25 protein-coding genes are annotated in these 25,786 nt (G+C 44.8%); 9 read left to right on the top strand and 16 right to left on the bottom strand.

The features are described 5' to 3' along the window. Positions 1-10: 10 nt before the first annotated feature. Positions 11-142 carry a hypothetical protein gene (locus NDI33_RS12755; RefSeq protein WP_277878822.1) on the bottom strand — a complete coding sequence of 44 codons (132 nt, stop codon included), beginning with the start codon at positions 140-142 and terminating at the stop codon, positions 11-13. Positions 143-457: 315 nt separating this feature from the next. On the opposite strand from NDI33_RS12755, the gene NDI33_RS12750 reads away from it, so the two are divergent. From NDI33_RS12750 to NDI33_RS12725, 6 genes are all read left to right on the top strand, one after another. After that, positions 458-1,195 (top strand): DVUA0089 family protein, encoded by a 738-nt coding sequence (locus tag NDI33_RS12750; RefSeq protein ID WP_190675054.1) that lies wholly within the window; start codon positions 458-460, stop codon positions 1,193-1,195. Between the two features lie 323 nt (positions 1,196-1,518). Continuing rightward, a complete protein-coding gene (locus NDI33_RS12745; protein WP_190675050.1) occupies positions 1,519-2,838 on the top strand; it encodes a DUF4331 domain-containing protein in 1,320 nt (439 codons plus the stop codon). A gap of 192 nt (positions 2,839-3,030) precedes the next feature. Continuing rightward, positions 3,031-4,446 carry a tetratricopeptide repeat protein gene (locus NDI33_RS12740; RefSeq protein WP_190675048.1) on the top strand — a complete coding sequence of 472 codons (1,416 nt, stop codon included), beginning with the start codon at positions 3,031-3,033 and terminating at the stop codon, positions 4,444-4,446. After that, positions 4,443-5,888, top strand: a complete 1,446-nt coding sequence (locus NDI33_RS12735) for a sulfite exporter TauE/SafE family protein (RefSeq protein WP_190675046.1) — start codon at positions 4,443-4,445, stop codon at positions 5,886-5,888. The genes NDI33_RS12740 and NDI33_RS12735 overlap by 4 nt, the downstream gene beginning before the upstream one ends. A 223-nt stretch (positions 5,889-6,111) precedes the next feature. Next, positions 6,112-6,423 carry a hypothetical protein gene (locus tag NDI33_RS12730; RefSeq protein WP_190675045.1) on the top strand — a complete coding sequence of 104 codons (312 nt, stop codon included), beginning with the start codon at positions 6,112-6,114 and terminating at the stop codon, positions 6,421-6,423. A gap of 42 nt (positions 6,424-6,465) precedes the next feature. Next, positions 6,466-7,170 (top strand): DUF547 domain-containing protein, encoded by a 705-nt coding sequence (locus NDI33_RS12725; RefSeq protein WP_190675043.1) that lies wholly within the window; start codon positions 6,466-6,468, stop codon positions 7,168-7,170. A 178-nt stretch (positions 7,171-7,348) separates the two neighbouring features. On the opposite strand, the gene NDI33_RS12720 is transcribed toward NDI33_RS12725, so the two are convergent. The 13 genes from NDI33_RS12720 to NDI33_RS12660 form a co-directional block, all read right to left on the bottom strand. Beyond that, the gene (locus NDI33_RS12720) at positions 7,349-8,104 is read right to left on the bottom strand and encodes a TIGR04283 family arsenosugar biosynthesis glycosyltransferase (protein ID WP_190411518.1); all 756 of its coding nucleotides are present in this window, start codon (positions 8,102-8,104) and stop codon (positions 7,349-7,351) included. An 80-nt stretch (positions 8,105-8,184) separates the two neighbouring features. After that, on the bottom strand, positions 8,185-9,075 hold the full coding sequence (locus NDI33_RS12715; RefSeq protein ID WP_190675025.1) for a M48 family metalloprotease: 891 nt from the start codon (positions 9,073-9,075) through the stop codon (positions 8,185-8,187). A gap of 223 nt (positions 9,076-9,298) precedes the next feature. Further along, positions 9,299-10,420, bottom strand: a complete 1,122-nt coding sequence (locus tag NDI33_RS12710) for a nucleotidyltransferase family protein (protein WP_348245642.1) — start codon at positions 10,418-10,420, stop codon at positions 9,299-9,301. A 45-nt stretch (positions 10,421-10,465) separates the two neighbouring features. Next, positions 10,466-11,392, bottom strand: a complete 927-nt coding sequence (locus tag NDI33_RS12705; protein ID WP_190675020.1) for an SMP-30/gluconolactonase/LRE family protein — start codon at positions 11,390-11,392, stop codon at positions 10,466-10,468. Positions 11,393-11,420: 28 nt separating this feature from the next. Next, positions 11,421-12,299, bottom strand: coding sequence for an SDR family oxidoreductase (locus NDI33_RS12700; protein ID WP_190675018.1), 879 nt, complete (start codon positions 12,297-12,299; stop codon positions 11,421-11,423). Positions 12,300-12,301: 2 nt separating this feature from the next. Then, the gene (locus tag NDI33_RS12695) at positions 12,302-13,021 is read right to left on the bottom strand and encodes a glycosyltransferase family A protein (protein WP_190411523.1); all 720 of its coding nucleotides are present in this window, start codon (positions 13,019-13,021) and stop codon (positions 12,302-12,304) included. A 179-nt stretch (positions 13,022-13,200) separates the two neighbouring features. Continuing rightward, positions 13,201-13,911, bottom strand: coding sequence for a glycosyltransferase (locus NDI33_RS12690; protein WP_190675016.1), 711 nt, complete (start codon positions 13,909-13,911; stop codon positions 13,201-13,203). Between the two features lie 21 nt (positions 13,912-13,932). Continuing rightward, complete coding sequence (locus NDI33_RS12685; RefSeq protein WP_190675014.1) at positions 13,933-14,703, bottom strand: glycosyltransferase; 771 nt, start codon at positions 14,701-14,703, stop codon at positions 13,933-13,935. A 3-nt stretch (positions 14,704-14,706) separates the two neighbouring features. Continuing rightward, positions 14,707-15,789, bottom strand: a complete 1,083-nt coding sequence (locus NDI33_RS12680) for a serine kinase (RefSeq protein ID WP_190675011.1) — start codon at positions 15,787-15,789, stop codon at positions 14,707-14,709. Positions 15,790-15,896: 107 nt separating this feature from the next. Continuing rightward, complete coding sequence (locus tag NDI33_RS12675) at positions 15,897-16,358, bottom strand: PqqD family protein (protein ID WP_190532007.1); 462 nt, start codon at positions 16,356-16,358, stop codon at positions 15,897-15,899. Between the two features lie 309 nt (positions 16,359-16,667). Continuing rightward, entirely contained in the window at positions 16,668-17,915 is a 1,248-nt protein-coding gene (locus NDI33_RS12670) for a nucleotidyltransferase family protein (RefSeq protein ID WP_190675007.1), read from the bottom strand. A gap of 459 nt (positions 17,916-18,374) precedes the next feature. After that, positions 18,375-18,710, bottom strand: coding sequence for a carbon dioxide-concentrating mechanism protein CcmK (locus tag NDI33_RS12665; RefSeq protein ID WP_190411529.1), 336 nt, complete (start codon positions 18,708-18,710; stop codon positions 18,375-18,377). 214 nt (positions 18,711-18,924) lie between these two features. Beyond that, a complete protein-coding gene (locus tag NDI33_RS12660) occupies positions 18,925-19,236 on the bottom strand; it encodes a carbon dioxide-concentrating mechanism protein CcmK (RefSeq protein WP_190411530.1) in 312 nt (103 codons plus the stop codon). Between the two features lie 338 nt (positions 19,237-19,574). Here NDI33_RS12660 and ubiG point away from each other — a divergent pair, with 338 nt between their 5' ends. Further along, positions 19,575-20,315: a bifunctional 2-polyprenyl-6-hydroxyphenol methylase/3-demethylubiquinol 3-O-methyltransferase UbiG gene (gene ubiG / locus NDI33_RS12655; protein WP_190675110.1), complete on the top strand. Its 741-nt coding sequence runs from the start codon at positions 19,575-19,577 to the stop codon at positions 20,313-20,315. Positions 20,316-20,400: 85 nt separating this feature from the next. On the opposite strand, the gene NDI33_RS12650 is transcribed toward ubiG, so the two are convergent. Together NDI33_RS12650 and NDI33_RS12645 are read right to left on the bottom strand one after the other, a co-directional pair. Beyond that, entirely contained in the window at positions 20,401-21,255 is an 855-nt protein-coding gene (locus NDI33_RS12650) for a rhodanese-like domain-containing protein (RefSeq protein ID WP_190675004.1), read from the bottom strand. Between the two features lie 83 nt (positions 21,256-21,338). Continuing rightward, positions 21,339-22,220 carry an alpha/beta hydrolase gene (locus NDI33_RS12645; RefSeq protein ID WP_190675001.1) on the bottom strand — a complete coding sequence of 294 codons (882 nt, stop codon included), beginning with the start codon at positions 22,218-22,220 and terminating at the stop codon, positions 21,339-21,341. Positions 22,221-22,414: 194 nt separating this feature from the next. Between NDI33_RS12645 and NDI33_RS12640 the strand changes: the two genes are divergently transcribed. Next, on the top strand, positions 22,415-24,286 hold the full coding sequence (locus NDI33_RS12640) for a tetratricopeptide repeat protein (protein WP_190674998.1): 1,872 nt from the start codon (positions 22,415-22,417) through the stop codon (positions 24,284-24,286). A 49-nt stretch (positions 24,287-24,335) separates the two neighbouring features. After that, positions 24,336-25,778 (top strand): bifunctional orotidine-5'-phosphate decarboxylase/orotate phosphoribosyltransferase, encoded by a 1,443-nt coding sequence (locus tag NDI33_RS12635; RefSeq protein WP_190674995.1) that lies wholly within the window; start codon positions 24,336-24,338, stop codon positions 25,776-25,778. Positions 25,779-25,786: the final 8 nt, after the last annotated feature.

Below are 25,786 nucleotides of genomic sequence, written 5' to 3'. Positions count from 1 at the left end.
ACACCAGATTTTAACCACTGTAACAATTATCCATCTGACATCCCACGACTCTCTGATAGCAGGGGCGATCGCTCATCGGTGTTATGCAACGGCGGGTGATGTGAGTGTTGCACTTGCGATCGCTTTCTCTTGAGTTAGGCAAATGTGTTCCCCATTTTTCACTAATCTTGCTACCCAATTATTTGTTTGTATCTATCACGAGATAGATTTTTAAAGCAAATTTACAGATGAGTCAAGTTACAGGCTCAACAGAAATATCCAAGGCGTTTTTCAGAACCAAGAACAAGAAATGCCTGCTGGATTTTGCTTTTCTTTGACTCGCGCTTCTAGTTTCATTCTCTATCTTGAGACATATATTGAGCTGTAAAACAATCCATAACCAATCCATCGCCGTATCTTTTTTAGTCAAGAAATCAAAAAGGGAATCCTTCCGATTCCACTGAGGTAGAAGCCGCCAATGAAAAAACTAGCGCAGATAACCGCCATATCGGTACTGGTTACAGGGTTATCATCAGCTCATGCCCAAGCTGCCACATTCACAGAGAAAAGTGATGCTGGGAAGACTCTAAATACAGCAAAAATTATCCCATCAGGGTCGCAAATACTAGAGTTTATTACTGGGACACTTTCTGATAATGATGCTGACTTATTCCAAATTTTTCTGACCGGAGGACAGACATTCTCGGCGACAACAATTAGCCTGGATACGCTGGTAGGACTCCCAGTTGATAATGTTTTAGGTACCCCGACCGAGCTGCTTGAAGATCCGCAGTTATTCTTGTTTGATGCGGCTGGTAAGGGCATTTATGGAAATGACGATATCCCCGGCTTAAATTCACAATCAGTTCTATTATCAGGTGGTTTTTCTCCCGCTCAATCTGGTATTTACTATTTAGCCATTGCTAGCTCTGGTTACGATCCTGTAAGTGCATCTGGGAAAATTTTCTCGGCTGGAGCGGATGGAACTCTAGAACCGATGGGTTCGGGCGGAAACCTTTCCTTCAGCGGCTTTACAGGTACGAGCGCTACCAGTGGAAGATACGCGATCGCACTAACCGGAGTTACAACTAGCGCTGAAAGTAGCACGGCAAGCATTCCCGAACCCTCTGGAACATTAGGCATTTTAGCTTTGGGTACTTTAGGCGCAGTTTCTCATCTAAAAAAGAATAGAAGAAAACAAAAAATCACTAGCTGAGTTTCCAGCATTTTCTGGTTGGTTATTGAGGAAAGGTGCAATCGTGCCTTTGTTGGTGGGACGCCAATAAACCAACAGGGATTTGTTTTATCACTGTATTTTTGATAATTGCGATTTCCTCAATGCAGAGGTTAGGGAAAGAGCGAAAATCTAGTGGTAATAGAATTGCCAAAACAAGTTAAAGATTGATTTTTAACTTTCGGAAGAATCCATAACTAGCTCTGAGCCGTACTTCTTTTAAGCCTAGCGATTCAAAAGAAGATAAACATTCCCATTCCGCACCAATAAGTGACTGAATGGATACATCTTTAGGAAAAACTGAAATGAAGCAAAAAACTTGTGTTCCTGTGAAAGAAGCTGCGGCTCCTCTCAACAAAATTGCAACTTCCCCTAAAAAACCTTCGCGTCGCTTTGGTTTAAGAAACCCAATCGGTTTGGGCGTACTTGTTTTAGGATTAGCTTTGATCGCTGGGATGACACCTCTCTATCTCAAAGCTTCTGACCATGATGATGGTGAGGTAGATGCCAAGGGACGCAACCTTAATTTAACTGACCTGTTTGTATTCCGGGAAAAAGATCAGAACCCGAATGCGTCTCAAAACGATCTGGTCTTGATTATGAATACGAACCCGCGATCGCTAGCGCGTCAGCAGTATTACTTTAGTACCAGAGCGAAGTACGAGTTCAAAGTGTCGCGGGTGAATAATAATGATGCCACTCCCACGGGTAAGGAAGATGTGGTTCTGCAATTCACCTTTAGCCCACCGGATGCAAATCGCCAACAAACCATGACGATGACCGCCATCCGGGACGGTGCAATTGTTCTCCAAACCAAGAACCTCCGCACCACCCCGCTGAATCCCAACCCCAGTGCGCCGCCAATCGTTAATCAGGTATCCGGCGGTGGCGCTAACTTAGCCGTATTTGCGGGACTCCGGGAAGATCCATTCTTCTTCGACGTTGAGCAATATTTCCGGGTTCGCGCTGCTTTTCTTGGCATCGGTCCCGCAGTTTCTGGGTTCCGTCCGCCCGAACAAGCTATTGATTTTACCAAAGGATACAACGTCAACGCGATCGCAGTCCGAGTACCGATTAAATTCTTACAAGGCTCGACCTCCGCAACCACTTTTGATGTCTGGGAAACAATTTCAGTGCCCGGAGCAAACGGCAAATTTACTCAGTTTGAGCGACTAGCTCGACCGGCGATCAACGAGGGTCTAGTCGTCACAAACGACTTCCTGAACGCCCTAAACACCGTCAGTCCTGGTTTTGAAGCTGCTGCTTTGGCGGGTCAACAACCGGCTGCGAATATCGCAGGGCCAATCGTCGGGGAAGCGAAAAAGACGCTGCTAGCTTTTGGGAATACCGAGCAACGAGCGAACGCCTTATTGGGTGCCTTTTTGCCAGACGTGATGCGAATCGACACTAGGGGACCCAGCGGATACGCCAACGCCCTGAATGCCAAAGGTAGCCCGATTCGGGGTCGCGTGATAAAAGATGATGTCATCGACATCACCTTAAGCGTCGTCACCGAGGGGAAGGTTACGAGTGATAACGTGTCCTACGACGGCGCACCGGGTAATCCAGCACAAGGACACAAGCCGTTACAACCCGCATTCCCCTATTTGGCTCTCCCCAATTAGGTCAGGAGTGATGAACTGCGTACATTATCAGTGATGAAAATCTAACCTCCTTCTCACCTCTCCCTAACCCTCTCCCAAGAGGAGAGGGAAGCCCAATCAATCTTTTTTACGGGGGAGGGGGAATCACTGAAAACCCGTCCCCTACTAAGGGATGGGTTGGGGGAGAGGTTAACTGAGCTTAGAGACAGAAGCATGAAACGTGCTGAGTATTACAAATCTGAAATCTTGAAAGGTGAGTTGAGTGGGCGTTTTGTCCGGAAACGTTGGTGGATACCGCTCTTAGTGGCGCTACCGATTGCCGGAGTTTTGGTAGGCTGGCGTTTGTGGAATCCCAGTGCTGAACTCGACGCTCCCTATCGTTATCCCTTTTCCCAGTCACCCTCAGACAATATCACCACTGCTTTGGGACGGGAAATTGCTTTCTATCAGGAACGGATTCGGCGAAATCCAGGGGACGGACTGGATCGAACCTCCTTAGCCAAAGCCTATTTGAAGATGGCGCGGGCGACGGGGGATGCTAATTGGTATCTCATGGCAGAGCAGTCGGCAAAGCGATCGCTCGCTAATTTATCCTTTGATAATCAAGGTGCTATTTTGGTGCTGGCTCGGATTGCGGAAGCGAAACATGACTTCACAGAAGCGATTCGCTTGGCAAAACAGGTACTGCAAACCGAGTCTGGAAATGAAGATGCACTCTCGCTGCTGGTTACATCAAACTTGGCAATGGGCAAGGTGGATGAAGCCAATCGCGTCGCGAATGCTTTAGTAGATAAAATTCCCACGTTAGGCTCCTTGACACTTAGGGCTTTGGTAAAAGTTGCACAAGGTCAAGATGCAGCAGCTATTCAAGATTTCCAGCAAGCTCTAGCAGCTGAAGAACCGGGCGAGACAGGCAGTTCGGCTTGGACGCGGACATTGCTGGGTCGGTTTTACTTCCAGCGGGGCAACCATCAACTTGCCAAGGAACTTTACCAGGAAGTTTTACGCATCCTGCCGCGATATCCCTTGGCATTAGTCAATCTGGCAGAATTAGAGACTCGACTCGGACAGTATCGAGCCGCGGAGCGTCATTACTCCCAGGTCTTTGTTTCCCCAACCTACCAGAATGTGTTCGATCACGTTGCCTTGCAGGGCATGGCACGGGTGAAGCATTTGCAGGGCGACCAGTCAGGCGCTCAGGAGTTATGGGACAAAGCCGAAGCGTTAATCCGCCAGCATCAAAATATTACTTCCTTTGGGCACCGGCGCGAACTGGCACGCCTGTTACTGGCACGGGGGCGTTCCGAGGACTTAGCTGAAGCGCTTTCCCTAATGCAGGCAGAAGTCGCTATTCGCCGCGATGCAGAGACACTGGATACTCTAGCTTGGGCGCTTTGCCGTTCGGAACGCTGGCGGAAAGCTCAGCAGGTCGTTGCCGAAGCGCTAGGGCGAGGCACTCGTGATGCTGGAATTTTTGCTCGCGCAGGCACAATCGAGCAGGCATTGGGGAATAATTCCCAAGCGATCGCTTATTTCCAAAAAGCTCAAGAAATCGACCCGACTTTTGACGAACAGACACAGCGATCGCAAAGACTTAACTCAAATTTTGCAACCGAGGTGAATCAATGAACGCAAAGTGGCGTCGATACGGCACGCTGAGCCTGCTGTCGTTTTTGGGAGCGATATTACTTTGGTTCGCTGCTGCTACCCCCAGTTACTCTCACTGGGCTGATTTATCAGTAGCTGAGATTATGGTGGGCGAGACTGAAACTCAAATGACACTCACCTTTCCCACAGGGTTGATGGCATTTGCAGATGACAACCAGGATAGTCAGCTGTCACCCGATGAAGTCCGCACTCATCAAACTCAGTTGCAGACATTCTTAAGCGATCGCATCCGCCTCAGCGATAACCAGAAGCAGAAAGCTACCCTAACCATTAATGCATCCGAGACCAGCGCCCTACCGCCAAACTTGAAAGTTACTACGGGCACCCACAGCAGCTTACAGCTGACCTACAACTGGTCTCAGCCGGTTCAAGGACTCCAGATCCACTACAATCTATTTCTGCCTGGAGTGCCAACCGCCACTTGCCTTGCAACGATTCTGCATTCCGGACAGGTGCAAAACTTTATTTTCAGCCCCACAAACCAGACATTTTCATTCATGCCGCCTGGGTTGGCGTGGCTTAACGGGGGAAGCTTGCTGATTGCGATCGCTGGCTCATTTGCGTGGGGTGCAATGCACGCCCTCTCTCCCGGTCACGGCAAGACGATTGTGGGAGCGTACTTGGTGGGTTCCCATGCTACCCCCAAACACGCCCTATTTTTAGGGTTAGCGACGACAATCGCCCATACTACCGGCGTGTTTGCCTTGGGAGCGATCGCGCTGTTCGCCTCACAGTACATCCTGCCCGATCAGTTATATCCCTGGCTCAGTGTCCTCTCCGGTTTGATGGTGGTGGCGATTGGTCTCAATTTGTTCATCAACCGCCTGCGGAGTCATCAAAGCGACAAATCAGCGACTGCACATCAGCATCTTAGCTTTTCAGCTTCCCAGCGCCATTCCCACAGTCATCACACCCACGACGATTCTCATTACCACCAACCTCATCACCACGATCATCACCACGACGATTCTCATCACCACGAACCTCATCACCACGATCACCCTCACGAACCTCATCACCACGGCGAACATTCCCACCACGACCACTCGCACTTACCCCCAGGCGCGGATGGATCGCCCGTTACCTGGCGTAACCTGCTTGCCCTAGGTATTTCAGGCGGTTTGGTGCCGTGTCCTTCAGCCTTGGTTTTGCTGCTAAGCGCGATCGCACTGGGACGGATCGGCTTTGGACTGATGCTGGTGTTGACATTTAGTTTAGGACTCGCAGGGGTGCTAACTGGGTTGGGATTGCTACTCGTTTACAGCAAGCGCTTCTTCGATCGGCTACCGATTCAGATGAAGATTGTGAGGATTTTGCCTGCGGTGAGTGCATTAGTCATTGCCCTTTTGGGTGTAGGCATCACCACCCAAGCTTTGATGCAAACCGGGTTGGTGCGGCTATAAAGCGTGGCGTGTTAGCGATCGCTTCCATCGCATCGCTTGCCGAACCCGTTCTCTAAAAAATTGACATTTATCCCGCTAAGTAGGTATGGCGATCTAAATTGAATTATGAAATATTGGCAACAGTAATGAGTGATTTCCAATTTCCGATTGACCAAAGTTTTTTAGCCGTTTTTAATCTAATATTTCACCCATCAACTCAACCATTAAAACTTAAGAAAACCCAATGTTCAGATACTTTCGTTTAACAGCTACCGTATCTAATGCTCTCATTTCATTGTTTCCTGGTATAGCTTTTAGCCTCCCTTTACAGGCAGATTCTCCCTATCCAGTCGTGCCAGATTCAAATATAGATATTCCGGTTTGCTATCTACAAACTGAAGATGGGAGAACTGTGGATCTCGGTAAATTATGCATTCAAGCCCCTGAAAATTCTCAGGCTCCTGTAAGTAGTAATTTTGGAGCTGGAAATTGCTACTTTGTTGACTCGGCTGGACAACCCTGTAGAGCTTCTTCAGCCAGTAACCCTCAGCAGTAACCGTCAAGAACTTGAATTGTTGAGTAGCAAGCAGTATCAGCTATGATCGACTTTACAGTTTGGGATGAGCTACTGCGCCGATACGTCGATCTAGAAGGTCGCGTCGATTATCATGCTTGGTCTTCAGAGCGATCGCAAGCGCTTTCACAATGGCTGAATTCCTTGCAGGAAGTAGATTTGGGGGATTATCCCAACCTAGATGAACGGTTAGCGCTGTGGCTGAATTTATATAATGCGATCGCGCTCAATCAAGTTCTAGAACGCTATCCCATCCCCTCCATCCGACCGAAGATTTTAGGAATTCCCAACTGGCTTGCCTTCCTGTTGTTCTTCATCCGTCCCGTCTATTCCTTTGCAGGTAAACGCTACAGCCTCAACCAAATCGAACATGGCATCCTCCGCCGCGAATTTGACGAACCCCTCATCCACTTCGCCCTTGTTTGTGCATCCATCGGTTGTCCGTTGTTGCGAAACGGTGCATACTTTCCGGAATCGGTGCGGACTCAGTTAGAGGATGACGCCAGCCGTTTTATCAATAATCCCGATAAAGTTCGCTACGATTTCCAAACGGGAACGCTTTACTGTAGCAAAATTTTCAAGTGGTACAAGAGCGATTTACTGAAAGTCGCACCTTCAATTCCTGAATACATCCGCTTGTATTTAAAAACCGACGCGCCTCTTGACGCTTCAACGCCGATTTCCTATCTCTATTACGACTGGAATCTGAATGAAAAAAAGAGTTATTAGTTGTTAGTTGAGCGACAGCAGATGCACTTTGATATCAAATTCAGTAATTACCCACTCCCCGGAACCCCACCCCGCCAACGCCTGCGGCTCTGGCTCCCCTCCCCGCAAGCGGGGAGGGGTTGGGGGGTGGGGTTCTTTTATTATGGGAAATTAAACAGATTCTATAACTAATAACGAATTAGCGAATTTCCTCATAAAACTTTTTCAAGTAAGTTGCTTCAACTCCAATACCCCAAAGAAAGCCGATGTAGAGATATATCGCGGTAGCCTTCAGCGAACCCCATTTTGCCACACGGCGATCGCTACTTTGCACAACTCGATTCACTTGACGAATCCGACCTCGTTGCACCAACTTCAGGCACAAATCCGCTTCCTCCATAATTGGCAATGCCGGATCAAATCCGCCACATTTCCAGAAATCGGCGCGACGACAAAACATCACCTGATCGCCAAATAACAATCGCAACCCCTGAAAAAACAAACGAGGTCGGAAAAGCAGCGGCGCGTAGTAAGTTTTGAGGTAATTATGCAGCGAAACTCCCCAGCGCGTCGTCTGGGAACCAGTCATCAAAGAAATAAACCCGCCGCCAGCAACAGATGGATCGGCTAAAGTTTGCTCAACCACTGCCACAAAATCATCTGGAACCGAAGTATCTGCGTGTAAGAAGCACAGGATATCTCCCGTCGCCGCCTCTGCGCCTCGGTTCATCTGCACTGAACGTCCGCGAACATCACAACAGAGGACACGCGCTTGAGATGACGGGGCGATCGCTTGTAAGATCCGCTGGGCGATCGCAACTGTCTCATCGTCACTTCCCCCATCTACCACCAGCACTTCCCAAGCTGGAGGATCTAGCAAATTCAACTGGCGCAGCGTGCGTTCCAAGCACGTCGCCTCATTCAGCGTGGGAATAATAATCGAAACGCGAGACATCTCCGGTTTAGCATCCTCATTCAATAAAAAACCGGCGTTACCACCGGCTAAAATCAAGCATCACCAGCACTGCTTGCACATTATGCGATCGCTGGAGTCATTTGCTTTTGTTGCTTTTGTTGCTGAGCCAATTCTACGAGACGACGAATCCGATCCTCAGTCGGGGGATGGGTACGGAAAAGAGATTGCAACCCTTTTGTCGAGATAGGATTGACAATCAGTAGCGGCGACATCGTGGGATTGCCGTTCATCGGAATCTGATGACCCATTGCCTCAAGCTTCTCCAACGCACTGGCAAGCGCCAAAGGATTCCCCGTGATTTCAGCCGAACCCAAGTCAGCAGAATACTCCCTGGTGCGGGAAATCGCAAACTGGATTAGCGCCGCAGTAATAGGAGCCAAAACGATTAGAAACAAGGCACCCAAAGCGTTTCCACCTCGGCGGTCATCGCGGGTGACAGGGCCGTAGAGCGCTCCCAAAGTGAGAATCCGTCCGACAAAAGTAATCGCTCCAGCGATGGTGCCTACAACTGCCTGAGTTAAAGTGTCGCGGTTTTTGACGTGGGTAAGTTCGTGAGCCAAAACACCTTCAAGTTCTTCGCGGGAGAGTAATTCTATAATCCCTTGAGTCACTGCCACAGAAGCATGATCCGGATCTCGTCCGGTTGCAAAAGCATTGGGGGATTTGGTTGGCACTAAAAACAGTTTCGGCATGGGAATCCCCGCCCTTTGGCTCAAAGAAGCTACCATATCGTAGAGTTCTGGAGCCTCCTGACGCTCTAGCGGTTGGGCGCGATACGCCATCAAGGCGGCTTGGTCAGAATAGTACCAGGAGCTAAAACTACTGAATGCAGCAAAAGCCAGACCTAGGTATAGCCCCTGCTCGTTGCCTACCAGATAATAGCCACCCAGAACCAGAAGACCGCTGAGGAGTCCCAGCAACGCTGCTGTCTTAATTTGGTTTCCAAACATGATGATTAGAAAGCAGTTGTTGAAGATTTTCTTTATTTGTTCTTAAGTTCTCAGATTCTGGAGTGTCTAGGCTCTATCTCATGTATGAGACTTGCCTCTTCCGGCTGGTAGGGAAATGTGTAAAGGGCTTTAGGAGACGCTTATAGTTATCTGCTAGTGCATTGATGGCGATCGCTTCCAACCCTGGTTTTCTTCATCTCTTTTCAGGTGAAAGCGATCGCTCTTACCAGAGCCTTTTTATACCCCGAATCATTGCTTGCAATGGAACTTCCCATAAGTGTTCCAAACCCCAGATATATTGTAGATATCTGGTAAAACCTAAAAAGCTTAATTTAAAATTATCTGTATTTACTGCTCTTGAATATTGTAGATATCTGCTTATCAAACGCTCGTGGACTGATTTTTCTTGTCTACTCGTGAGCTGATATTCGCTGCGCTCAAATTTAGAAATGGGTATATTTTGTACTTCTTGTAAAATCGACAGAGGGATTGGCATATTTAGGATTTCATGTAATTTCGTCAATATATTTTGTAGGGGCAAAATTAAGCGGTACTTTTGTGCTAGAGCTACCAGTCGGTTCCAATCAATTTCTGCTTGGTATGAGTTGAGAAGTATTGCGGCATCAGCTAGCCGACTAATTGGAAAAACAAAATTACTCATTCCTCCATATACAGAAACGTACAATAGCTGATCCGTAGGATTTAAAACATAAGTTGATAAGTCATCCAGCTTGGTTAATATCGCACTATCCCAAAAATATTTTTCAGCATCTTCTTGAAAACCATCTGCGAACAGATGCCAGCGAAGATTAAACTGTTGTTTTAATTCATTGTCAAATCCTAGAGTATGAGAGAAGGGCGTAATTGTAACTGGTATTTTTCCTTTGGCTCTCCAGCCAATTTTTTGTAACAGACTTACGGCTGCTAAAGCATCTGCTGGATGAACTAAAAAATCAAAATTATGTATCATTCGTGAGCCATAATCTTTGTAATAATGTATATTCAAAGCTGCATCCTTGAGCAGCATTGTTGTGATACCATCATTCTGAAAACAACTGATAATAGCTGCGACTTGTTGCAACAAAACTTGGGTTTCACACCATGTGCGTCGGTAAACTCCCTTTAGTCTTGCCATATGCAGATCCGTCACGCCATGTGCGGATAAGTTGCGATAAAGTAAAGGCAGCAATCGATAGGATTCTACATCGAGATTCTCAATATCGGCAGATGCTTTCCATTGATTCCAAGAATCAATTGCCTCTTCTCCCTGCAACAGTGCTGCCCGCAAAAGCAATTTTTGCTCGGAATTAAGCCAGTCACAGCTATCCTTATTATATAGATTCATTTTACGCATCTTTTGTAATTGAAAATTTTAAACGATGGTAATCAATTAAGGCACTTTGATGCCTGGAACATTTACTCGAATTTTGTAAACAGAAGTGCCAGCAGTAATATAAAGAGTTTGCAAATCATCATCTCCCCAAGCACAATTCGCTGGCACCTCCGGAGTCACAATTGTTCCCAAATGATTCCCTTCTGGATCAAAAACCCACACGCCTCCTGCACCTGTGCAGTACAGATGTCCTTGCACATCTACTTTCATCCCATCGGGTAAACCAGGTTTCTTACCATTCATCTTGTAAAAAATGCGGCTGTTAGCAAGTTTACCGTCAGCTTGAACGTCGAACACGCGAATATGACGGCGTTCAGAATCGTCGATATAAAGCTTTTTTTCATCCGGTGAAAATGCTAGTCCATTAGGTTTATCAAAATCATCGGCTACGACTATAATTTCTTTGCCATCAGGCGAGAGGCGGTAAACCCCCTGGATTGGTTGTTCCTGCTGTTCGGGTTTGATGCCATAAGGCGGATCTGTGAAGTAGATAGAACCGTCACTTTTCACGACAATATCATTAGGACTATTCAGTGTATTACCTTGAAATTTATCAGCTAAGACGGTAATCGAACCATCTTTTTCGGTGCGGGTGACGCGGCGCGTTCCGTGTTCACAAGTAATGAGTCGTCCTTGCTTATCTCTAGTCAAACCATTGGAGTTATGGCTAGTCTCTCTAAAGACTGTTACGTCACTACTGGGAGTCAGTTTAAAGATTTTGTTAGCTGGAATATCACTAAAGAGGAGATACTTTTCTTCAGCAAACCAAATAGGGCCTTCTGTAAATTCAAATCCCGTAGCCACACGCTCAACAGTTGCATTTTTAGGGAAAAGACTTTTAACTGCTTGACATTTCGCCTCCAAGTGCCCTGAAAATAATTGCTTTTCTACTTTTCTTTTTACCCATTTTATGATATGAAACATTTGGTTTTCTTTAAAATAACAAGCTTTTTTATTGATTCAGATATTCGGCATAACGATGATTATATAATGACAACCCAGCATCGATTTTGAGAACGGTTCCAGTCGTAAATTTTGAAAAATAGTCGGAGGCTAGGTAAACAGCAGCCCGACCAATATAACAAGGATTGATTGAACTGTTATGCAGCGGAGTATAGCTGTGACGGAGGGAGTTTCCTTGCTCATCTTCCGCTACCCAGCCGGGAGCGATTCCGTTAACTTTTACCCCAGAAGTTGCCAATTCTAGAGCCAATTCTTTGATAATCATTCCTAATGCAGCTTTTGAGGAGCTGTAACTAGGCCAACGTACAAGTTCCCATTGGTGAATAGACGTGATATATATAATCGAGCCATGAATGCGATGATTAACCATCATTTGAGAAATAAGCTTTGTGAGATACATTGGCCCGAAAACATTGGTATTAAAGGTTTTATGCCATTCTCCTAAATCAAGGTTTTTTATCTGGCTCGTCTCAAATTGGATTCCCACATTGTTGACAAGAACATCAATATTTATTTTGTTTTTTAATAAATAGTTACATAAATAATCGTTATCTTCAGTCTTAGAAATATCTGACACAAAGGCTCTTGACTTAACTGGATAGCAACTTAATTCTTTTTCTAAATTTTCACATCCTTCCCGAACTAGGTCAGTGAAGAAAATGTTTGCGCCTTGTTTTGCCATTTCAAGAGCAATACTTCTGCCAATATTTCTGGCTGCTCCAGTTATCAGAACATTTTTTCCAGCTAAAAGCTGATTATCGATAACTACCGAAGGCTCTGTTGCTGGTTTTGTAACTACCAACTTTGGAGCTGTGGGCGGATTCACGAAGGCTGTTAAGGCAGCTTTAAGGCGAGTTTTCAAACTCATATTTATTGAGAAAATGAAGAATTATTTTCTGGCAAAGTTGCGGCGCGGCGTCGGTCGAGTGAAGCTTTAATCAGCCGGACATAATCAGTCCGCGCTTCACGCTGGCGAATGCTCAGATTGGTTTCGTGCAACCGCCTTGACATCAAGAGGTCTGGTAACATCTTTTCACGCAATCCCAGCTCTGTTGCACGCGCATACCAACTGATAAATTCTCCCATTTGTAAGTTGGTTTCAAATTTTCCTACCCGAAGAAAAGCTTCCCGTTTAAGCAGCATGGTTCCAGGGTGATATCCCGCCATTAATTCAGGAGGACAGTATATTTTATTCTTGATGCTTTCATCTAATTCGGGACTGTGAAACTGTTGAACGTATCCGAAGACTATATCAATATCGGGTTCGCTCTCAAAAACCTGCATTTGACAAGTCAATTTATCTTTGACCCAAAAATCATCTGCATCGAGAAAAGCAAAGAAACTTCCTTGCGCTAATTCTGTGCCATAATTTCGGGCAGCACCAGCACCGCTTTGGGATTGGGAATAGTACCGCACTGATGACGCAAAGTGCTTTGCTACTTCTGCACTGTTATCTGTTGAACCATCATCTATTACAATGATTTCCAGTGGCTGATAAGTTTGAGCTAGTACGCTTTCAATCGCTTCAGCCAGATAGCGATCGCAATTATAGACAGGGATAATAACGCTAACTAAAAAAGAATTATTCATTCTTAATCAAAGTCTTTCTTTCTAATTTAAGTTGCAATATCTTTAAATAAATCTATTGAAGTAAATCCTTTTGATGTTTTTCATTTGCAAAAGTTTAAGCAGATTCTAGTAAATCTACACTTTTGAAAAAAGTATTTGGGTTTTATAAAACTCTGTTTGCTCTAAATAATGCGATCGCTTCATTGTTGAATTGCATCTTTTTTAATTTTGGCACGACGTTGACGATTAACAGATTGCTTAAGTATCTGCAATAATTCTTGATTGTTTATCTCAGCATTGGATGAGAGATTTTGGGTGTGAACTCGTTTATATAGAAAAACTTCGGGGATAACAGCCATAGGTATATTTTCATCTTTGGCTCTAGCAAACCAATCGACATCGCTAGCAATCACCAGGTCAGTATTAAATTTACCAATTGAATTTAGTAGGGATTTACGCACTATTAAAGTTCCAGGAATAGGCCCAACAATATCTTTGTTTAATAGGTCTTTCTTGAAACCTAAGGGAATAGGACATTCTGGTTCTAAAATGAACCTAAACTTAGCGATCGCATATTGAATTGTTGGATTGTTGATAAGGTAATCAACCTGAAGACTTAATTTATTGGGTGTCCATAGATCATCGTGGTCAAGAAAAGCAATAAATTCTCCTTTCGCAGCCTCAAGCCCAAGATTCCAAGCGTCAGCAAGGCCCTGACCAGCTTGCCAAATATAGCGAACTCGTTCATAAGACTTGGCAATTTTTTCAGTATTATCTGTTGATTTACCATCAACAACAATAATTTCATAGTCTTCATAAGTTTGCGATAGAACGCTTTCGATAGCATCTGCTAATCGATGTTCTCCATTCTTGACAGCAATAATTACACTGACTAGCGGTAAATATTCCATTGTATTATTTTTTTGAGGATTTTACATTATTTTAGGAATTTCAGGAGAAGTGCCAAGGTACTCATTAATTGGCATATCTAATAAAGAAGCCTTTTGATAATTCCCTCGTTTTCGGCACCGATCTAAATGTTTTTTGAAAATCCTTACAAATCCAAGCTCGACTAAGTTTTTTCCAACGGTCATGTTATCTTCGTGCTTGCGATAAAACAAACTAGCCCGTTCTAATACAACTTTTGAAATCCCATTTTCCCACGCTCGGATAAACCAATCGACATCTTCAGCATAGTTAAGTGTTTCATCAAATAAGCCAATTTTATCAAAAACTAACCTCCGATAAATTGCGCTTCCTAAATTTATATAGCTATAAGGATTGTAAGCAGGTTCAAAAAGGGGCTGATTGTTCGTTGTAATTTGGCATAGCTTCATTTGTTGAATTAATCCCTGGACAATCTCTACTGAGGGGTTATCTACTAAATAACCTACTTGCAGTTTCAGTTTATCTTCTGACCATAAATCGTCAACATCTAAAAAAGCGATCGCATCCCCTTTTGCCATCCTTAAACCACGGTTACGAGCTGCTGATGGCCCGCTATTAGGCTGATAAACATAGTGAATACTATCTTTATAGCGAGCAGCAACTTCCGCCGTTTTATCTGTTGAGCCATCGTCAACAACAATGATTTCTAGAGGCTGATAGTTTTGATTGAGGATATTTTGAATAGCTTCTGCTAGAAACTGTTCTCCGTTATAGACAGGGATGATCGCACTAACGAAGAATTCCTTATTATTCATGGGCTATTGCTTTGAAAGTAAGCTTAAAATGACTTCAGGAATTTGCTTCAGGTCAGTGCCGAGTTCTAGATAATAACAAGGTAGCTGGCTAACAGTTTTTGTCATCAGCTCACAAGCTTCCTTACCTGCACCGGGCAATTGCAGGATTGTACTAGGAACAAGTGCTGCCAATCCTGCCGCTGATGAGGTAGCTTTCAAGGTGGTATTGCTTCCCCCAGTAATGCGGGGGATTAAGATAGCTTGAAGCGGAAAACTGGGCAAGATTTTTTCGGGAAAATGGTCGTTGATGAAATAAAGCGCTTTTTCCGAATCTAAGCGATCGCTATTGCTAATTGCCTTAGCGAGAAACGGCAATCTTTGAACATCATCGGCATTTTTTTTGCCAGTGCTGTAAATGCTAAAAACAGTTGGAGTGGGGTCGGATGCAATCAAACTATAGTCGTCGCTGGCATAGAAAAGCTCAGAGTTAAGGCAGGTTAAAGCTGTAGTTGATTTACCAGATCCCCCTTTTCCGACTAGCAACACGCCGCCACTTGGCATTCCAACTGCACCCGCATGAACCAGTTGCAGTCCCCGCTTACTCATCCAGACGTTAAAAATTGTCCGTAGGGGAGAACCTGCTTCCCAGTAAGGAAGTTGTTCGGTTGTCTCAACCCAATAGATTCCCAGGTTGCGATCGCTATCTAAAATACTTAACGCAAACGCTCCCCATTGGAAACTGGTATGAATGCGCTCATTAGTAAACCCGATAATTTCCCCACGCTTTGGATGATGATGATTTATTTGCCAAGGTGGAGGTGGCATTACGGTGTTTGTCGAGGCGCTATCCCACAAACAAACTGTCAGCGCTGGATCTGAAACGGGTTCTGTAGCTAAATGTCCTAAAGCAGGTGTCATGTAGGAAATTAAAGCTGAACCAGCAAAACGCAACCGAATTTTAAACCCGCCTAAGCAATAAAAACGGTCAATAGAACCAGATGCAGCCTCAGCTTTTTCGTATAATTCATAAACCGTATTAAAAAAGGCTAAAGGGTCTTTCGCTTCTGTTTTAGTGGCAATCTCAGATGCCAACTCGTTAGTCATCATGTTGAAAAAACTTAAGGAATTAGCTGAAACCTAGGGGCAAATCCTGACGGCTGCCCCTTCCCAATACACCTTGAAGCTGCTGATAATGATGCCAAATGCTGATTTAATCAGGCTTCAACTTTAACATTAGGCCAGCCCACCACCTCATTCACTTCGTGAATGGGGTCTAAAGCTAGCAATTCTTCCATATCTGTATATTTTTCTAAAGTTGGGGGTGAAAAGCTGAGCTTTTCAGGATTGTCGTTTGTGGTGCTTGGTGCGCTGTCTATATTTAAATTTTTAGGATCTTCTGTGCTATCGAGAGTAATGAGTTCTTCTTGCTGCAATCTGGCAATAAAATCATTGACAGTATTTTCAATAATTTGGCGATCGCCATCGTAGCACTGGATTATTTTTTGGATAATATTGCTTTTGGAAGTACCTTTAATAAGTTCTTCCCAAATATCAGCTCCAACTTTTACTAAGCTATAATAATCTCCCTTATCTAAGTTGACGATTACAACTTCACCATCAATCGTTTCGTGGACAACTTTAGGAGCATTCGCCTTAAATATCTCTGAATGATTCATGATTTTTTTGCTATACTACCAAGCTTTGTTTCGCTTTTCTTAACCCTAAGCTAACCTTGAGATATTCTAATGTCAAGGTATAACTAATTAGGTTTATTACTAAACTTATAGACTTTATAATGATTCCGCTTATATTATAAATTAACGATTTTAAATAATATTAGTTATTACAAAATACATATTATGAGCTTTTGATTTAGTTTAAATTTAAAGCTCATAATATGTATCCGGTTTAAAATTGAAAAAGATTTATTCCTTACTTACTACCATTTTGATTAAGGAATAAATTTTATAGTTTAAGCATGAAAATTATAATTTTTTTTTACTCACCTTGAATCTTTTTAATATTTGCTCTCCTATTAGCCTGAGTGGTCGCAGCAAATAGTAAAGGAAAGCTGGAAATTCCGCCAAGGGTAGTAGCAACCAGTCGGTAGTAGTCGGCGTGATTGCTAATTTCAGAGAATACCGCACCCTGTCAATTAGGCGTTCTCTGGCTTTTAAATGGAAGCGGGTGGTTGTCCCGTCTTTAACAGATCCGTCCGACGAACGGAAAAGCTGTTCGCATACTTCAGCCGCCAGCAATTCTACCGCTGGGTCAGCCTGAATCTTTTGCCAAACATCATCTGGCAGGGCAGTTCCCAGAAGACGATGTGCCAGCATTAAACCTAGAAACAACATTCGCTGACCGCCCTTAGCGCTAGCTTGCTGCATCAGTTTGACCCAATCTAGCTGCGGATGGCTGCGGATAAGTTCGGCTACGTCGCAGATTCTTGCCAGTTGCGTCCAACAGTCTTTGGTTCCGTGTCCGCAAATCGTTAGCAACGAATTCTCTGGCGAGAGGTTGGGAACTGTCGTTCCAGCAATGGAGACTGGCTCCAGGTCATCCCACAATTCTTTAGAATCGATGGGAAAAGAAAAATACTTTGGCATTACTCCCCAGTGCAGTTCCACCAACACTCCTTTCTGGTGGTTTCTAAATGGATAGGCGGCTTCGCGTACAAATTGATGAATATGAGGCGATCGCACAAAAGCCGCTTCCTGTTCTTGAGTCACTTCGATGCGCTCGATTTTCATCTGGTATCCTTGAGACAAAAACAGCGCCTTTGCCCTTTCGATGTCTCTTTCTTGCACCAGAATGTCTAAATCCCAGAACTGTCTTCTCAACAAATTACCGTAGGCAGAAGCGGCTAATACTGGACCTTTGAAAGGTAGAACCGGAATTCCTTGTGCTTCAAATAGATTCACAAGTCTAACCAGTTCGCCGCTCAAAAATAGGCTGCGTCGTGTGAGGGTTTGAAAATCAGCCCGCAACTTAGCCAGAATATCCTTCGGAACCGCTTCCGGACAGGTGCTGTTTAGGTTCCAATACAAAAGCGGCATCACCCTATGCTCAGTCGCCATTTGCATCAGTTCTGCCCAGTCTATATTGTTTTCCTGGAGTAGAGTAACTAGCCGCTCAACTCTTTCCAATTCCATCCGAGTACTGGCACAGATTAGCAGCACTTCGATTTCAGGGCGAGTACCTACCGATGAAGCTTTAGCAAGTAATGTTTGCAATATTTGGCTCCACTAATTTAGCTAAGTCTGGTAGTAATATTCACAATTCATCAATTTTTATATACAACTACGGCATTATTTGTATAGTTCTGATAAAAATATAGGGAATTTTAGTAAAGATTTAGTAATTTCTAGTTTTTGTCAGTATTTGTACGATGCTAGCGTCACGAAATTTTCACGAGACGAGAAACTCCAAATTTTAGAACCCTGACGAATCAAGGGTTTAAGAAATTACCTTTAGGGTGAGGTGAAAAACGAACATCATTAACCACTTGTAAGAGAGAGGTTTTCTCCGGTTTAAAGGGAAAGTGAGTCTTATTCAAAAAATATTGCTAAAAAAACCCATTTTCTTGAAGAAAACGGGTTGTAACAGCAGCTATGATTTTGGACGCTCTCTTGCAGGCAGTCTTTCTACTCAGCAGACGCTGCTTACGCGCCTTTCGCTAACAGATGTTTCCACTACCTGCGGACTATCGGCTGTTCGACAGCATCTCGGAACTGTTGCACGTCTTCAGTGAAGCCAATTGGCAGTACACTCACGACATTTTCATGGGGACGGGGAATGATCACCCAGGATTCTACAACGCCACCATAAACTTTTTCTACTGCGGCAATTCCCGCCTCCATTGAGGTTTTCACTTCTGAAACATCGCCCCGAATATTGACATTAAAACGGGCGCTACCAACTCGGATATATCCGACTAGGGTAACTCTTCCAGCTTTAACCATCGCATCTGCCGCTGCTAGGACAGCAGGAAAGCCTTTCGTTTCTATCGATCCAACTGCCTGTGGCATTGGCTATCTCCTGAATTTGAATTTAATTGAGTTACGTAGAGCTAAGAACTAATTGTACGAATTTTCGATGCACCTTTGGATGGAAATGCCCCTTGCCTTTACTTTCCCACTTTTTGACTTGACAAAAGACCAAACAATCGAGTAAACAAAATCCCAATAATTGCTGGGATAGCTGGCAATGTCTACTCGCAATTAAGTTCCGATTGTTAACCAACTACGACATACGGAACTGTTCAACTTTTTGGGTGAAATGAATGGGCATAACAGTTTCAACATTTTCCGTAGGATTGGGGATGATGTAGTGGGAGATCACTTGACCTCCGTAGACTGTCTCTGCGGCTTTAATCCCTGCCTCAACAGCGATGTTGACTTCAGAAACTTTTCCCCGAACGGAGACCATAAAGTTCCCTTTTTCTACAAGTGCATAATGAACCAGCGTGACTGCACCAGCTTTAACCATTGCGTCTGCTGCTGCTAGTACAGCTGGGAACCCTAACGTTTCAATCGTTCCCACTGCCTGTGGCATAAAATCAGCTCCTTGAGTCCCAGCAATATTCCCAGCAATATTTCATTGTACGAGGCTTGTGATAATATTTTTGATTTTAGATTATAAGATTTATGCTTCTGGAGACAAAGCGAGAAGCGTGGCTGCGGGCAGTATACGCTAGCTATTATCGCTCAGATGCAGCGAAGATAGCGATCGCTACCTTTCATAAAGGACATCCTACTAGATGCCGATAGGCTAGAAGTGGAATGATTGAGTTCGCAATGTCAGCATAATTTTCCCACTGAAGCAGCGACTAAAATTACCTTAGATGCGTTTGTCCTATCAACCTTCCCACATACAGGATGCAAAGCAAACACTTGAAAAAAAACGACTTAAAATTTTATGATTTGAGTGCAGATAGGTGGTGGCAGGAAGATGAGAAAATCTATGCTCTCTATCATCTCAATCAACCCCGATTTGATTTTTTCGATCGCTATGTTTCAAATTGGCAGGGATTGCAAGCCTTAGATGTTGGATGTGGCGGCGGATTTACCTGCGAATTCATGGCGAAAAGAGGAGTAAAAGTCTCAGGAATCGACCAATCTGCTAAATGTATTCAACAAGCTCAAGATCACGCATCGCTAAGCGGACTTCAGATTGACTATCAACAGGGATATTCTGAAAACCTCCCTTATAGTGCCAATACTTTTGATATTGTCGTTTGTGTTGATGTTTTAGAGCATATTGCAGATTTACGTCAGACACTTTCTGAGATTTATAGAATTTTAAAGCCAAACGGCTTGTTTCTATTTGACACAATTAATAAAACTTTCGCCTCTAAATTAATAATGATTTGGCTATTAGAAAATATTTTGCAGGAAATTCCTCGTGGTATTCACGATTGGAATAAGTTTATTGAGCCGCAAAAATTAACAAGTTTAATGCATAGCCAAGGATTTAGCGGTATAGAAATTAAAGGGTTTAATATATTTGGTGAAAGCATTTACCAAAACGTGCTTACTTATATTCACTACAAAAAAACGGGCAAATTTCAAGTAGAAATTAGTAACAATACTTCAGTTATGTATATTGGTAAAGCAATAAAATTGCCTAAATAATTGCTGTTTATTATTAAATTTATGGGTAATTAAAAGAAGCTTAATTATTTGTAAAATAGTTACTGATTTTGTTTAATTTATTTTCCTACTTAGGTTCAGATTCTAGAGGATAATGATTTTCTGGCGAAGCTGACCATTCCCACATCGAACCTGCATAGTTTTTTACATGATTAAATCCTAAATCAACAAGTACAGCCGTGAAGAAAGCTGAGCGGATACCGCCCGTACAATAAGTAATAATGGGAGTATAATGCTGAATTCCTAATCTTTCCAACTTATCAATAATCTGGTCGCGATGCAGCAAATTCCCCTTGGCATCTTTCAAATCTTGGAAGTAGAAATGAACCGCACCAGGGAGATGTCCTCCCCGCTGTTCGCCGTAAGCGGGAGTTCCTGCATATTCCCTCGCTTCACGGGTATCAATAACAATCAAATCTTGGGATATCTCTTTAGCGGAAAGATTGGCTTTGAGTTCATCGCGCTGAATTTCCCATAAGGAAGTTCGCTGTACAAGAAAATCACCAGGTTTGGGTTGAGTCACTCCCCAAACAATCGGGACACCTGCTTTAACAAGTGCTGAATGTCCCCCATCGACAAAGACTGCTTGTGAATGTCCTAGCGTGCGTAACATCCAAACAATGCGCCCTTCTTCACCAAAATTGTGCGCTGGATTGCCAAGGACAACGACAGGTTGATTGTTACAAATGCCGACAGCGCGAAGTTTTTCTTGCAAAATTTCTGTATTCTCAATCAACTTTCCCTTATTCGGAGATTGTTGTTGCGAGAATTGCTGCCAAGTGACATGAACAGCACCAGAAATATGCCCAAGCAACCAGGAAATTGAATTGCGAACATCCAGAAGTGTCGCATCCAGCTTAATCAATTCCTTCGCTTCTTCTGCACTGACTACCCATCGATGGGCAAGAGAATCCTGATTCATAACTTTAAGGCTACCCTGAAAACTCCTTTGCGTACCTTTGCGCTAACCTTTGCGTACCTTTGCGTTAACAATAAATCCTACAATTACCTAAAAGCCAAAATATGCTTAGCGGTAATCTCTGGCTGTTCAAATTGAGGAACGTGCCCGCAATTGGCGATCCAAATGAGTTGAGAATGAGCGATCGCTCTCTTAAACCTCTCGGCATCGTCCGTACCCAACATATCATCCGCCTCTCCCCACAGAATCAGCGTCCGCTTATCGATTTGAGGAATTCTATCTGCCAAATTCCAGTAACCGCCACTTTTCATAAACGCGATGATTGCTTCGTGCCAACCGGGCATTTCCATGTGCAGCGCCGCACACCGAATCGCCTCAATAGCAGTCGGTTCCAAGTTGCCAAAAGTGCTGCCCCATAACAGCGCTTGGAGTTTGCGCTGACGCCAATATTCGACTGCCAGAAAATCTAAGGGAGGAAAGAGATAGGAGGCAAGCGGGAAGCTACCGCTGAAACCTACACTGTCAATTAACACCAGCTTTTTGACAGCGTGCGGGTAAGTGAGGGTGAAGTCAATTGCCGCTGCACCTCCCATCGAAGCGCCTACCAACATGACTGGCACTTGGATGTAAGTTTTCCAGAAGTAATACAGGTGCGTCTTGATAGCGTCGGGGTTATACAAAATTCCCTGCACTCGATCTGTAAAGCCAAATCCCAACAAATCTACCGTCCACGTTTCATTTTGGGCGGCGAGTAGTGGTAGCAAGCAGCGAAACTCCAGCACCGAACTATCAAAACCGGGTAGTAATAGAATTGGGGTGCCACCGTTCCCCTGATGGACGTAAGCTGTAGCTATCGGTTGTGGCGAGAGAGGAGTTTTAATCGCCTGACGTTCAATTTTTTGAGCAAGGGCGATGGATGCGGACTCGCGCAACTGCTGAACTTGGGAGGGTAAAAAATCGGCAAACATCAGCGTTAGTGTTTCTCCACACTTTGTAGTATGCGAACTCAGTAACTTATTCAGTACACTGCAAAGTAAATAAGTTATTTTCTTCTCTCTTAAAAAAGAAAAGCTTAACCCCTCTCCCTGCAAGGGAAGCGGGAGCAAAACAGGGGAGAAGCGAACCGAACAGTATTGCCTACAATTCCACTCAACCACTCCCCATGACAGACTCTCTGCCTTTGCGCGATCGCTATCTACAATTAATCGACCAAATTGTACAAACCACCCTCAAAGGGCAGATTCGCTCGAAAGAGCAGGTGTATAAAATGCTCGTCAAGGATGTGACTCCGGGTACGGGCGAAATTTTCGAGCGAGTTTTGGAAGAAACCTTAAGCGCCACCCAGCAACAGGTGGACACTCAAAAGGATGAAATGAAGCTTGCCAAGGCGACTCGTACCTTGAGGGCAATGCAGACGATTCGGGGAGAATGGGAACGGGCGCAGGAAAAAAATCGGGCGACGGATGCGATCGCTACCGCTGTTCAACAAATTATCGCTTCCCCATCAGACGACAAGCTAGCAGCTTTATTACGGGTGATCGACCCCAATTTAGCGCAAGTTTTGAACTTACCGCAGTTGGCATCTGCACTGAAGCAACAAGCGCCGGAAATTACCCATCCCGAACAAGATCGAGATGTGCAGCAACTGGCTGAAGGTCTTGCCCGTGGCTTGGAATCTTGGCAACGCTTGGAAGGGCACCTGGTAAGCTGGATCTACGACCAAAATCGCTCCTTAGGATTTGAAGGCACACCGGCGCAAAGTGGCCCTTGGGGAGTTTGGGAAAAACAAGTCAATAGCCCCTATCCTCAGGGATTATTCCACGCACTTGCCTTCAACGAATCATTAACCGAATTGGTCGCAAAACAACCGCCTGACTTGATTTCCTTCGTTGAGTTAGCGGTAATTTTGCAATACTTGCAGCGGGGGTTGGTGAACTGGTTTGACAAACTGGTTTACGACTCCAAGGTGGGCGCAAGGCTGTCGATTTCCACTTTTCTGACTTTTGCCGTGATTTGGTCGCAGTTAGCGAATGGCTTGAATCAGGCGACGATTCTCAATTCTACTTCGCGCGATCGCTTGGTAAATGGCTGTTTTCAAATTACCCTACAAATCCTCAGAACCTTTTCCCAGCGGCAATACTTCCCCCTCTACGGTGGCATTTTCGCCTCATTTTCCGGCGCATATCTCCGCACGACCCTTGACTACCTAGATGCACCGCTGCGACAAGTGGAAGGCACGCAAGAAAAAGCTCGGATTTTGACCTTAATGGGTTATTCCCAGCGGGCGCAAGGTCGATATGCAGACGCGATCGCATTTCACGAGCAAGCCTTAGAAATCGCTAGAAATGCAGGCGATCGCCCTTGTGAAATTGCCAATTTTAATCACCTCAGTCGCACCTGCGTCGCGCAAAAGAACTATGCCGAAGCCATCAGCTATAGCCAACGGGCATTAATTCTCTCTCGTCAGACGGGAGATAGATTAGGAGAAGCCAACGCCCTCGCCAATCTCGGCTACAGTGAAGTCTTCCAAGCTCAACAATTAGAACAAATAGAACCCGAAATTTACGAGACAGCCATCAACTATTTGCAGCAAGGATTGCAGTTATCAGAACGAGTAGGGGATGGTCAAAGTAAAGCCCTTTGTTGTAGTAGTTTGGGAATTGCCTTGTTGATAGTAGAACAACCCCAAGAAGCGATTAAATACCTGGAATCCGGCTTACAAGCCGCGCAATTTTCCGGCGATTTATATCTACAAGGACGAAACTTAGCTTACTTATCTGAAGCTCACTACAGTCTGCAAAACATCGATAAAACAATCCTTACGGGTAGCCTGGGAATGTATCTCCTAGAGCAAATTGCTGCGGAAGAGTGGCGGAAAACCGCAGGCTTACTCACCATTTTGCAAGGACAAATGGGAGCAGAAGCGTTCCAGAAAAAATTGCAACAATCGCGCCCACAAATCATCGCTCTCATCGGGGTTGATGGCTACGATTATATTCCCCAAATTTTAGAACAATACAAACAATCGATGTAACCATCGCACCTGTCTTCCTTTGCGTACCTTTGCGTTTTAAAAAACACCTATGAACTTCTTCGATAAGCTACTTAAAGCAATCGAGCGCAATCAAAGCTTACTGTACGCAAGACTCGACCCAGATATAGAGAATCTAGAAAAGCGCGATGAGGCTAGTGCCATTCTCCCTTCGGTCGCTCGCACTCTTGTAGGCGACCAGCTACAATTTGTCATTGCCGAAACCGCCAATTTAGTCTGCGCCTATAAACTCACGCTCGGCTTTTATCAAGCGCTGGGGGCAACAGGTTTAGAACTGCTTCAGCAAACCCTAGCAGCTATCCCCGCCGATATTCCAGTGATTTTAGACGCCAAACACGGCGACCTCAACACCAGCACCCTCTTTGCTCAAACCGTCTTTGAACACTGGAAGGTCGATGCTGTCACCTTGAGTCCTTACCCAGGACTTGACTTAGCGGCTCCCTTTTTGGTCTATCCGAGCAAAGCCGTCTTTGTGCTATGTACCACTGACAACCCATCAGCCGCCGTGTTGCAAGAATATCCAGACACCGGGCTACCCTTTTACATCCATTTGATAAAAGAAGCGCAAACTTGGGGCACCCAAGAACAACTAGGGCTAGAAGTGGGCGCTGCAATGCCAGAAATTCTGACTCGCATCCGCAATATTGCACCAGAACGCCTCATATTCGTGCAGGGATGGTCAGAAAACCAAAACTTAAGTGAAATTCTAGCGGCTGGCTTAAATAGCTATGGAGAAGGGCTACTCCTGCCAGTCTCCCTAGATTTATTAACTACCGAACACCCCGGTGAGGCTGTCCAAGCCTTACGCGACAGTGTTAATGAAGAACGGCTCAGAATTGTCCAGGAAAGCCCCACCTGTGACTTGTGGCTTCCGGATGTCTGCTTCTTGCAACATTCTCCCAACCGAGATTTGATTTTGCAACTTTACGACTTGGGTTGCATTATGTTTGGCGATCGCGTGCAAGCCTCTGGAGCGATTTTTCCCTACTACATCGACCTGCGCGTCATCATCTCCCAACCGCAAATCTTCCATCAAATCTTGAGTGCTTACGCCGAGATTCTCAAAAATTTGCACTTTGACCGAATAGCTGGAATCCCTTACGGTTCCTTACCCACCGCTACAGGGTTAGCGCTGCGCCTAGACCGTCCGATGATTTTTCCGCGCAAGGAGGTAAAATCTCACGGCACCCAACGAGTCATCGAGGGTCATTTCCAACCGGGAGAAACCATTGTCGTTGTCGATGATATTCTCATCAGCGGCAAGAGCGCTATGCAAGGGGCAATGAAACTCAAAGATGCTGGATTAAATGTCGAAGATATTGTGGTGTTGATCGACCATGAAAAAGGAGTCAAAGATCGGCTTCAGGAAAACGGCTATCGGGGTCATTCTGTGCTGAGGATGGGGGAAGTTGCCGAAACGCTGTACGAGGCGGGGCGGATCAATTCCGAGCAATTCCAAATTTTGAGCCATTAGCCCCGCCC

Origin of the sequence: Trichocoleus sp. DQ-A1, assembly GCF_039961955.1 — a bacterium.
Lineage (GTDB): Bacteria > Cyanobacteriota > Cyanobacteriia > Cyanobacteriales > FACHB-T130 > FACHB-T130.
This window is presented reverse-complemented; position numbering and strand designations above follow the sequence as displayed.

What these genes read in the sequence shown, in the direction of transcription:
- NDI33_RS12750 (WP_190675054.1), top strand. Translation starts at nt 458, where the DNA reads ATGAAAAAACTAGCGCAGATAACCGCCATATCGGTACTGGTTACAGGG.
- NDI33_RS12745 (WP_190675050.1), top strand. Translation starts at nt 1,519, where the DNA reads ATGAAGCAAAAAACTTGTGTTCCTGTGAAAGAAGCTGCGGCTCCTCTC.
- NDI33_RS12740 (WP_190675048.1), top strand. Translation starts at nt 3,031, where the DNA reads ATGAAACGTGCTGAGTATTACAAATCTGAAATCTTGAAAGGTGAGTTG.
- NDI33_RS12735 (WP_190675046.1), top strand. Translation starts at nt 4,443, where the DNA reads ATGAACGCAAAGTGGCGTCGATACGGCACGCTGAGCCTGCTGTCGTTT.
- NDI33_RS12730 (WP_190675045.1), top strand. Translation starts at nt 6,112, where the DNA reads ATGTTCAGATACTTTCGTTTAACAGCTACCGTATCTAATGCTCTCATT.
- NDI33_RS12725 (WP_190675043.1), top strand. Translation starts at nt 6,466, where the DNA reads ATGATCGACTTTACAGTTTGGGATGAGCTACTGCGCCGATACGTCGAT.
- NDI33_RS12720 (WP_190411518.1), bottom strand. Translation starts at nt 8,104, where the DNA reads ATGTCTCGCGTTTCGATTATTATTCCCACGCTGAATGAGGCGACGTGC.
- NDI33_RS12715 (WP_190675025.1), bottom strand. Translation starts at nt 9,075, where the DNA reads ATGTTTGGAAACCAAATTAAGACAGCAGCGTTGCTGGGACTCCTCAGC.
- NDI33_RS12710 (WP_348245642.1), bottom strand. Translation starts at nt 10,420, where the DNA reads ATGAATCTATATAATAAGGATAGCTGTGACTGGCTTAATTCCGAGCAA.
- NDI33_RS12705 (WP_190675020.1), bottom strand. Translation starts at nt 11,392, where the DNA reads ATGTTTCATATCATAAAATGGGTAAAAAGAAAAGTAGAAAAGCAATTA.
- NDI33_RS12700 (WP_190675018.1), bottom strand. Translation starts at nt 12,299, where the DNA reads ATGAGTTTGAAAACTCGCCTTAAAGCTGCCTTAACAGCCTTCGTGAAT.
- NDI33_RS12695 (WP_190411523.1), bottom strand. Translation starts at nt 13,021, where the DNA reads ATGAATAATTCTTTTTTAGTTAGCGTTATTATCCCTGTCTATAATTGC.
- NDI33_RS12690 (WP_190675016.1), bottom strand. Translation starts at nt 13,911, where the DNA reads ATGGAATATTTACCGCTAGTCAGTGTAATTATTGCTGTCAAGAATGGA.
- NDI33_RS12685 (WP_190675014.1), bottom strand. Translation starts at nt 14,703, where the DNA reads ATGAATAATAAGGAATTCTTCGTTAGTGCGATCATCCCTGTCTATAAC.
- NDI33_RS12680 (WP_190675011.1), bottom strand. Translation starts at nt 15,789, where the DNA reads ATGATGACTAACGAGTTGGCATCTGAGATTGCCACTAAAACAGAAGCG.
- NDI33_RS12675 (WP_190532007.1), bottom strand. Translation starts at nt 16,358, where the DNA reads ATGAATCATTCAGAGATATTTAAGGCGAATGCTCCTAAAGTTGTCCAC.
- NDI33_RS12665 (WP_190411529.1), bottom strand. Translation starts at nt 18,710, where the DNA reads ATGCCACAGGCAGTTGGATCGATAGAAACGAAAGGCTTTCCTGCTGTC.
- NDI33_RS12660 (WP_190411530.1), bottom strand. Translation starts at nt 19,236, where the DNA reads ATGCCACAGGCAGTGGGAACGATTGAAACGTTAGGGTTCCCAGCTGTA.
- NDI33_RS12650 (WP_190675004.1), bottom strand. Translation starts at nt 21,255, where the DNA reads ATGAATCAGGATTCTCTTGCCCATCGATGGGTAGTCAGTGCAGAAGAA.
- NDI33_RS12645 (WP_190675001.1), bottom strand. Translation starts at nt 22,220, where the DNA reads ATGTTTGCCGATTTTTTACCCTCCCAAGTTCAGCAGTTGCGCGAGTCC.
- NDI33_RS12640 (WP_190674998.1), top strand. Translation starts at nt 22,415, where the DNA reads ATGACAGACTCTCTGCCTTTGCGCGATCGCTATCTACAATTAATCGAC.
- NDI33_RS12635 (WP_190674995.1), top strand. Translation starts at nt 24,336, where the DNA reads ATGAACTTCTTCGATAAGCTACTTAAAGCAATCGAGCGCAATCAAAGC.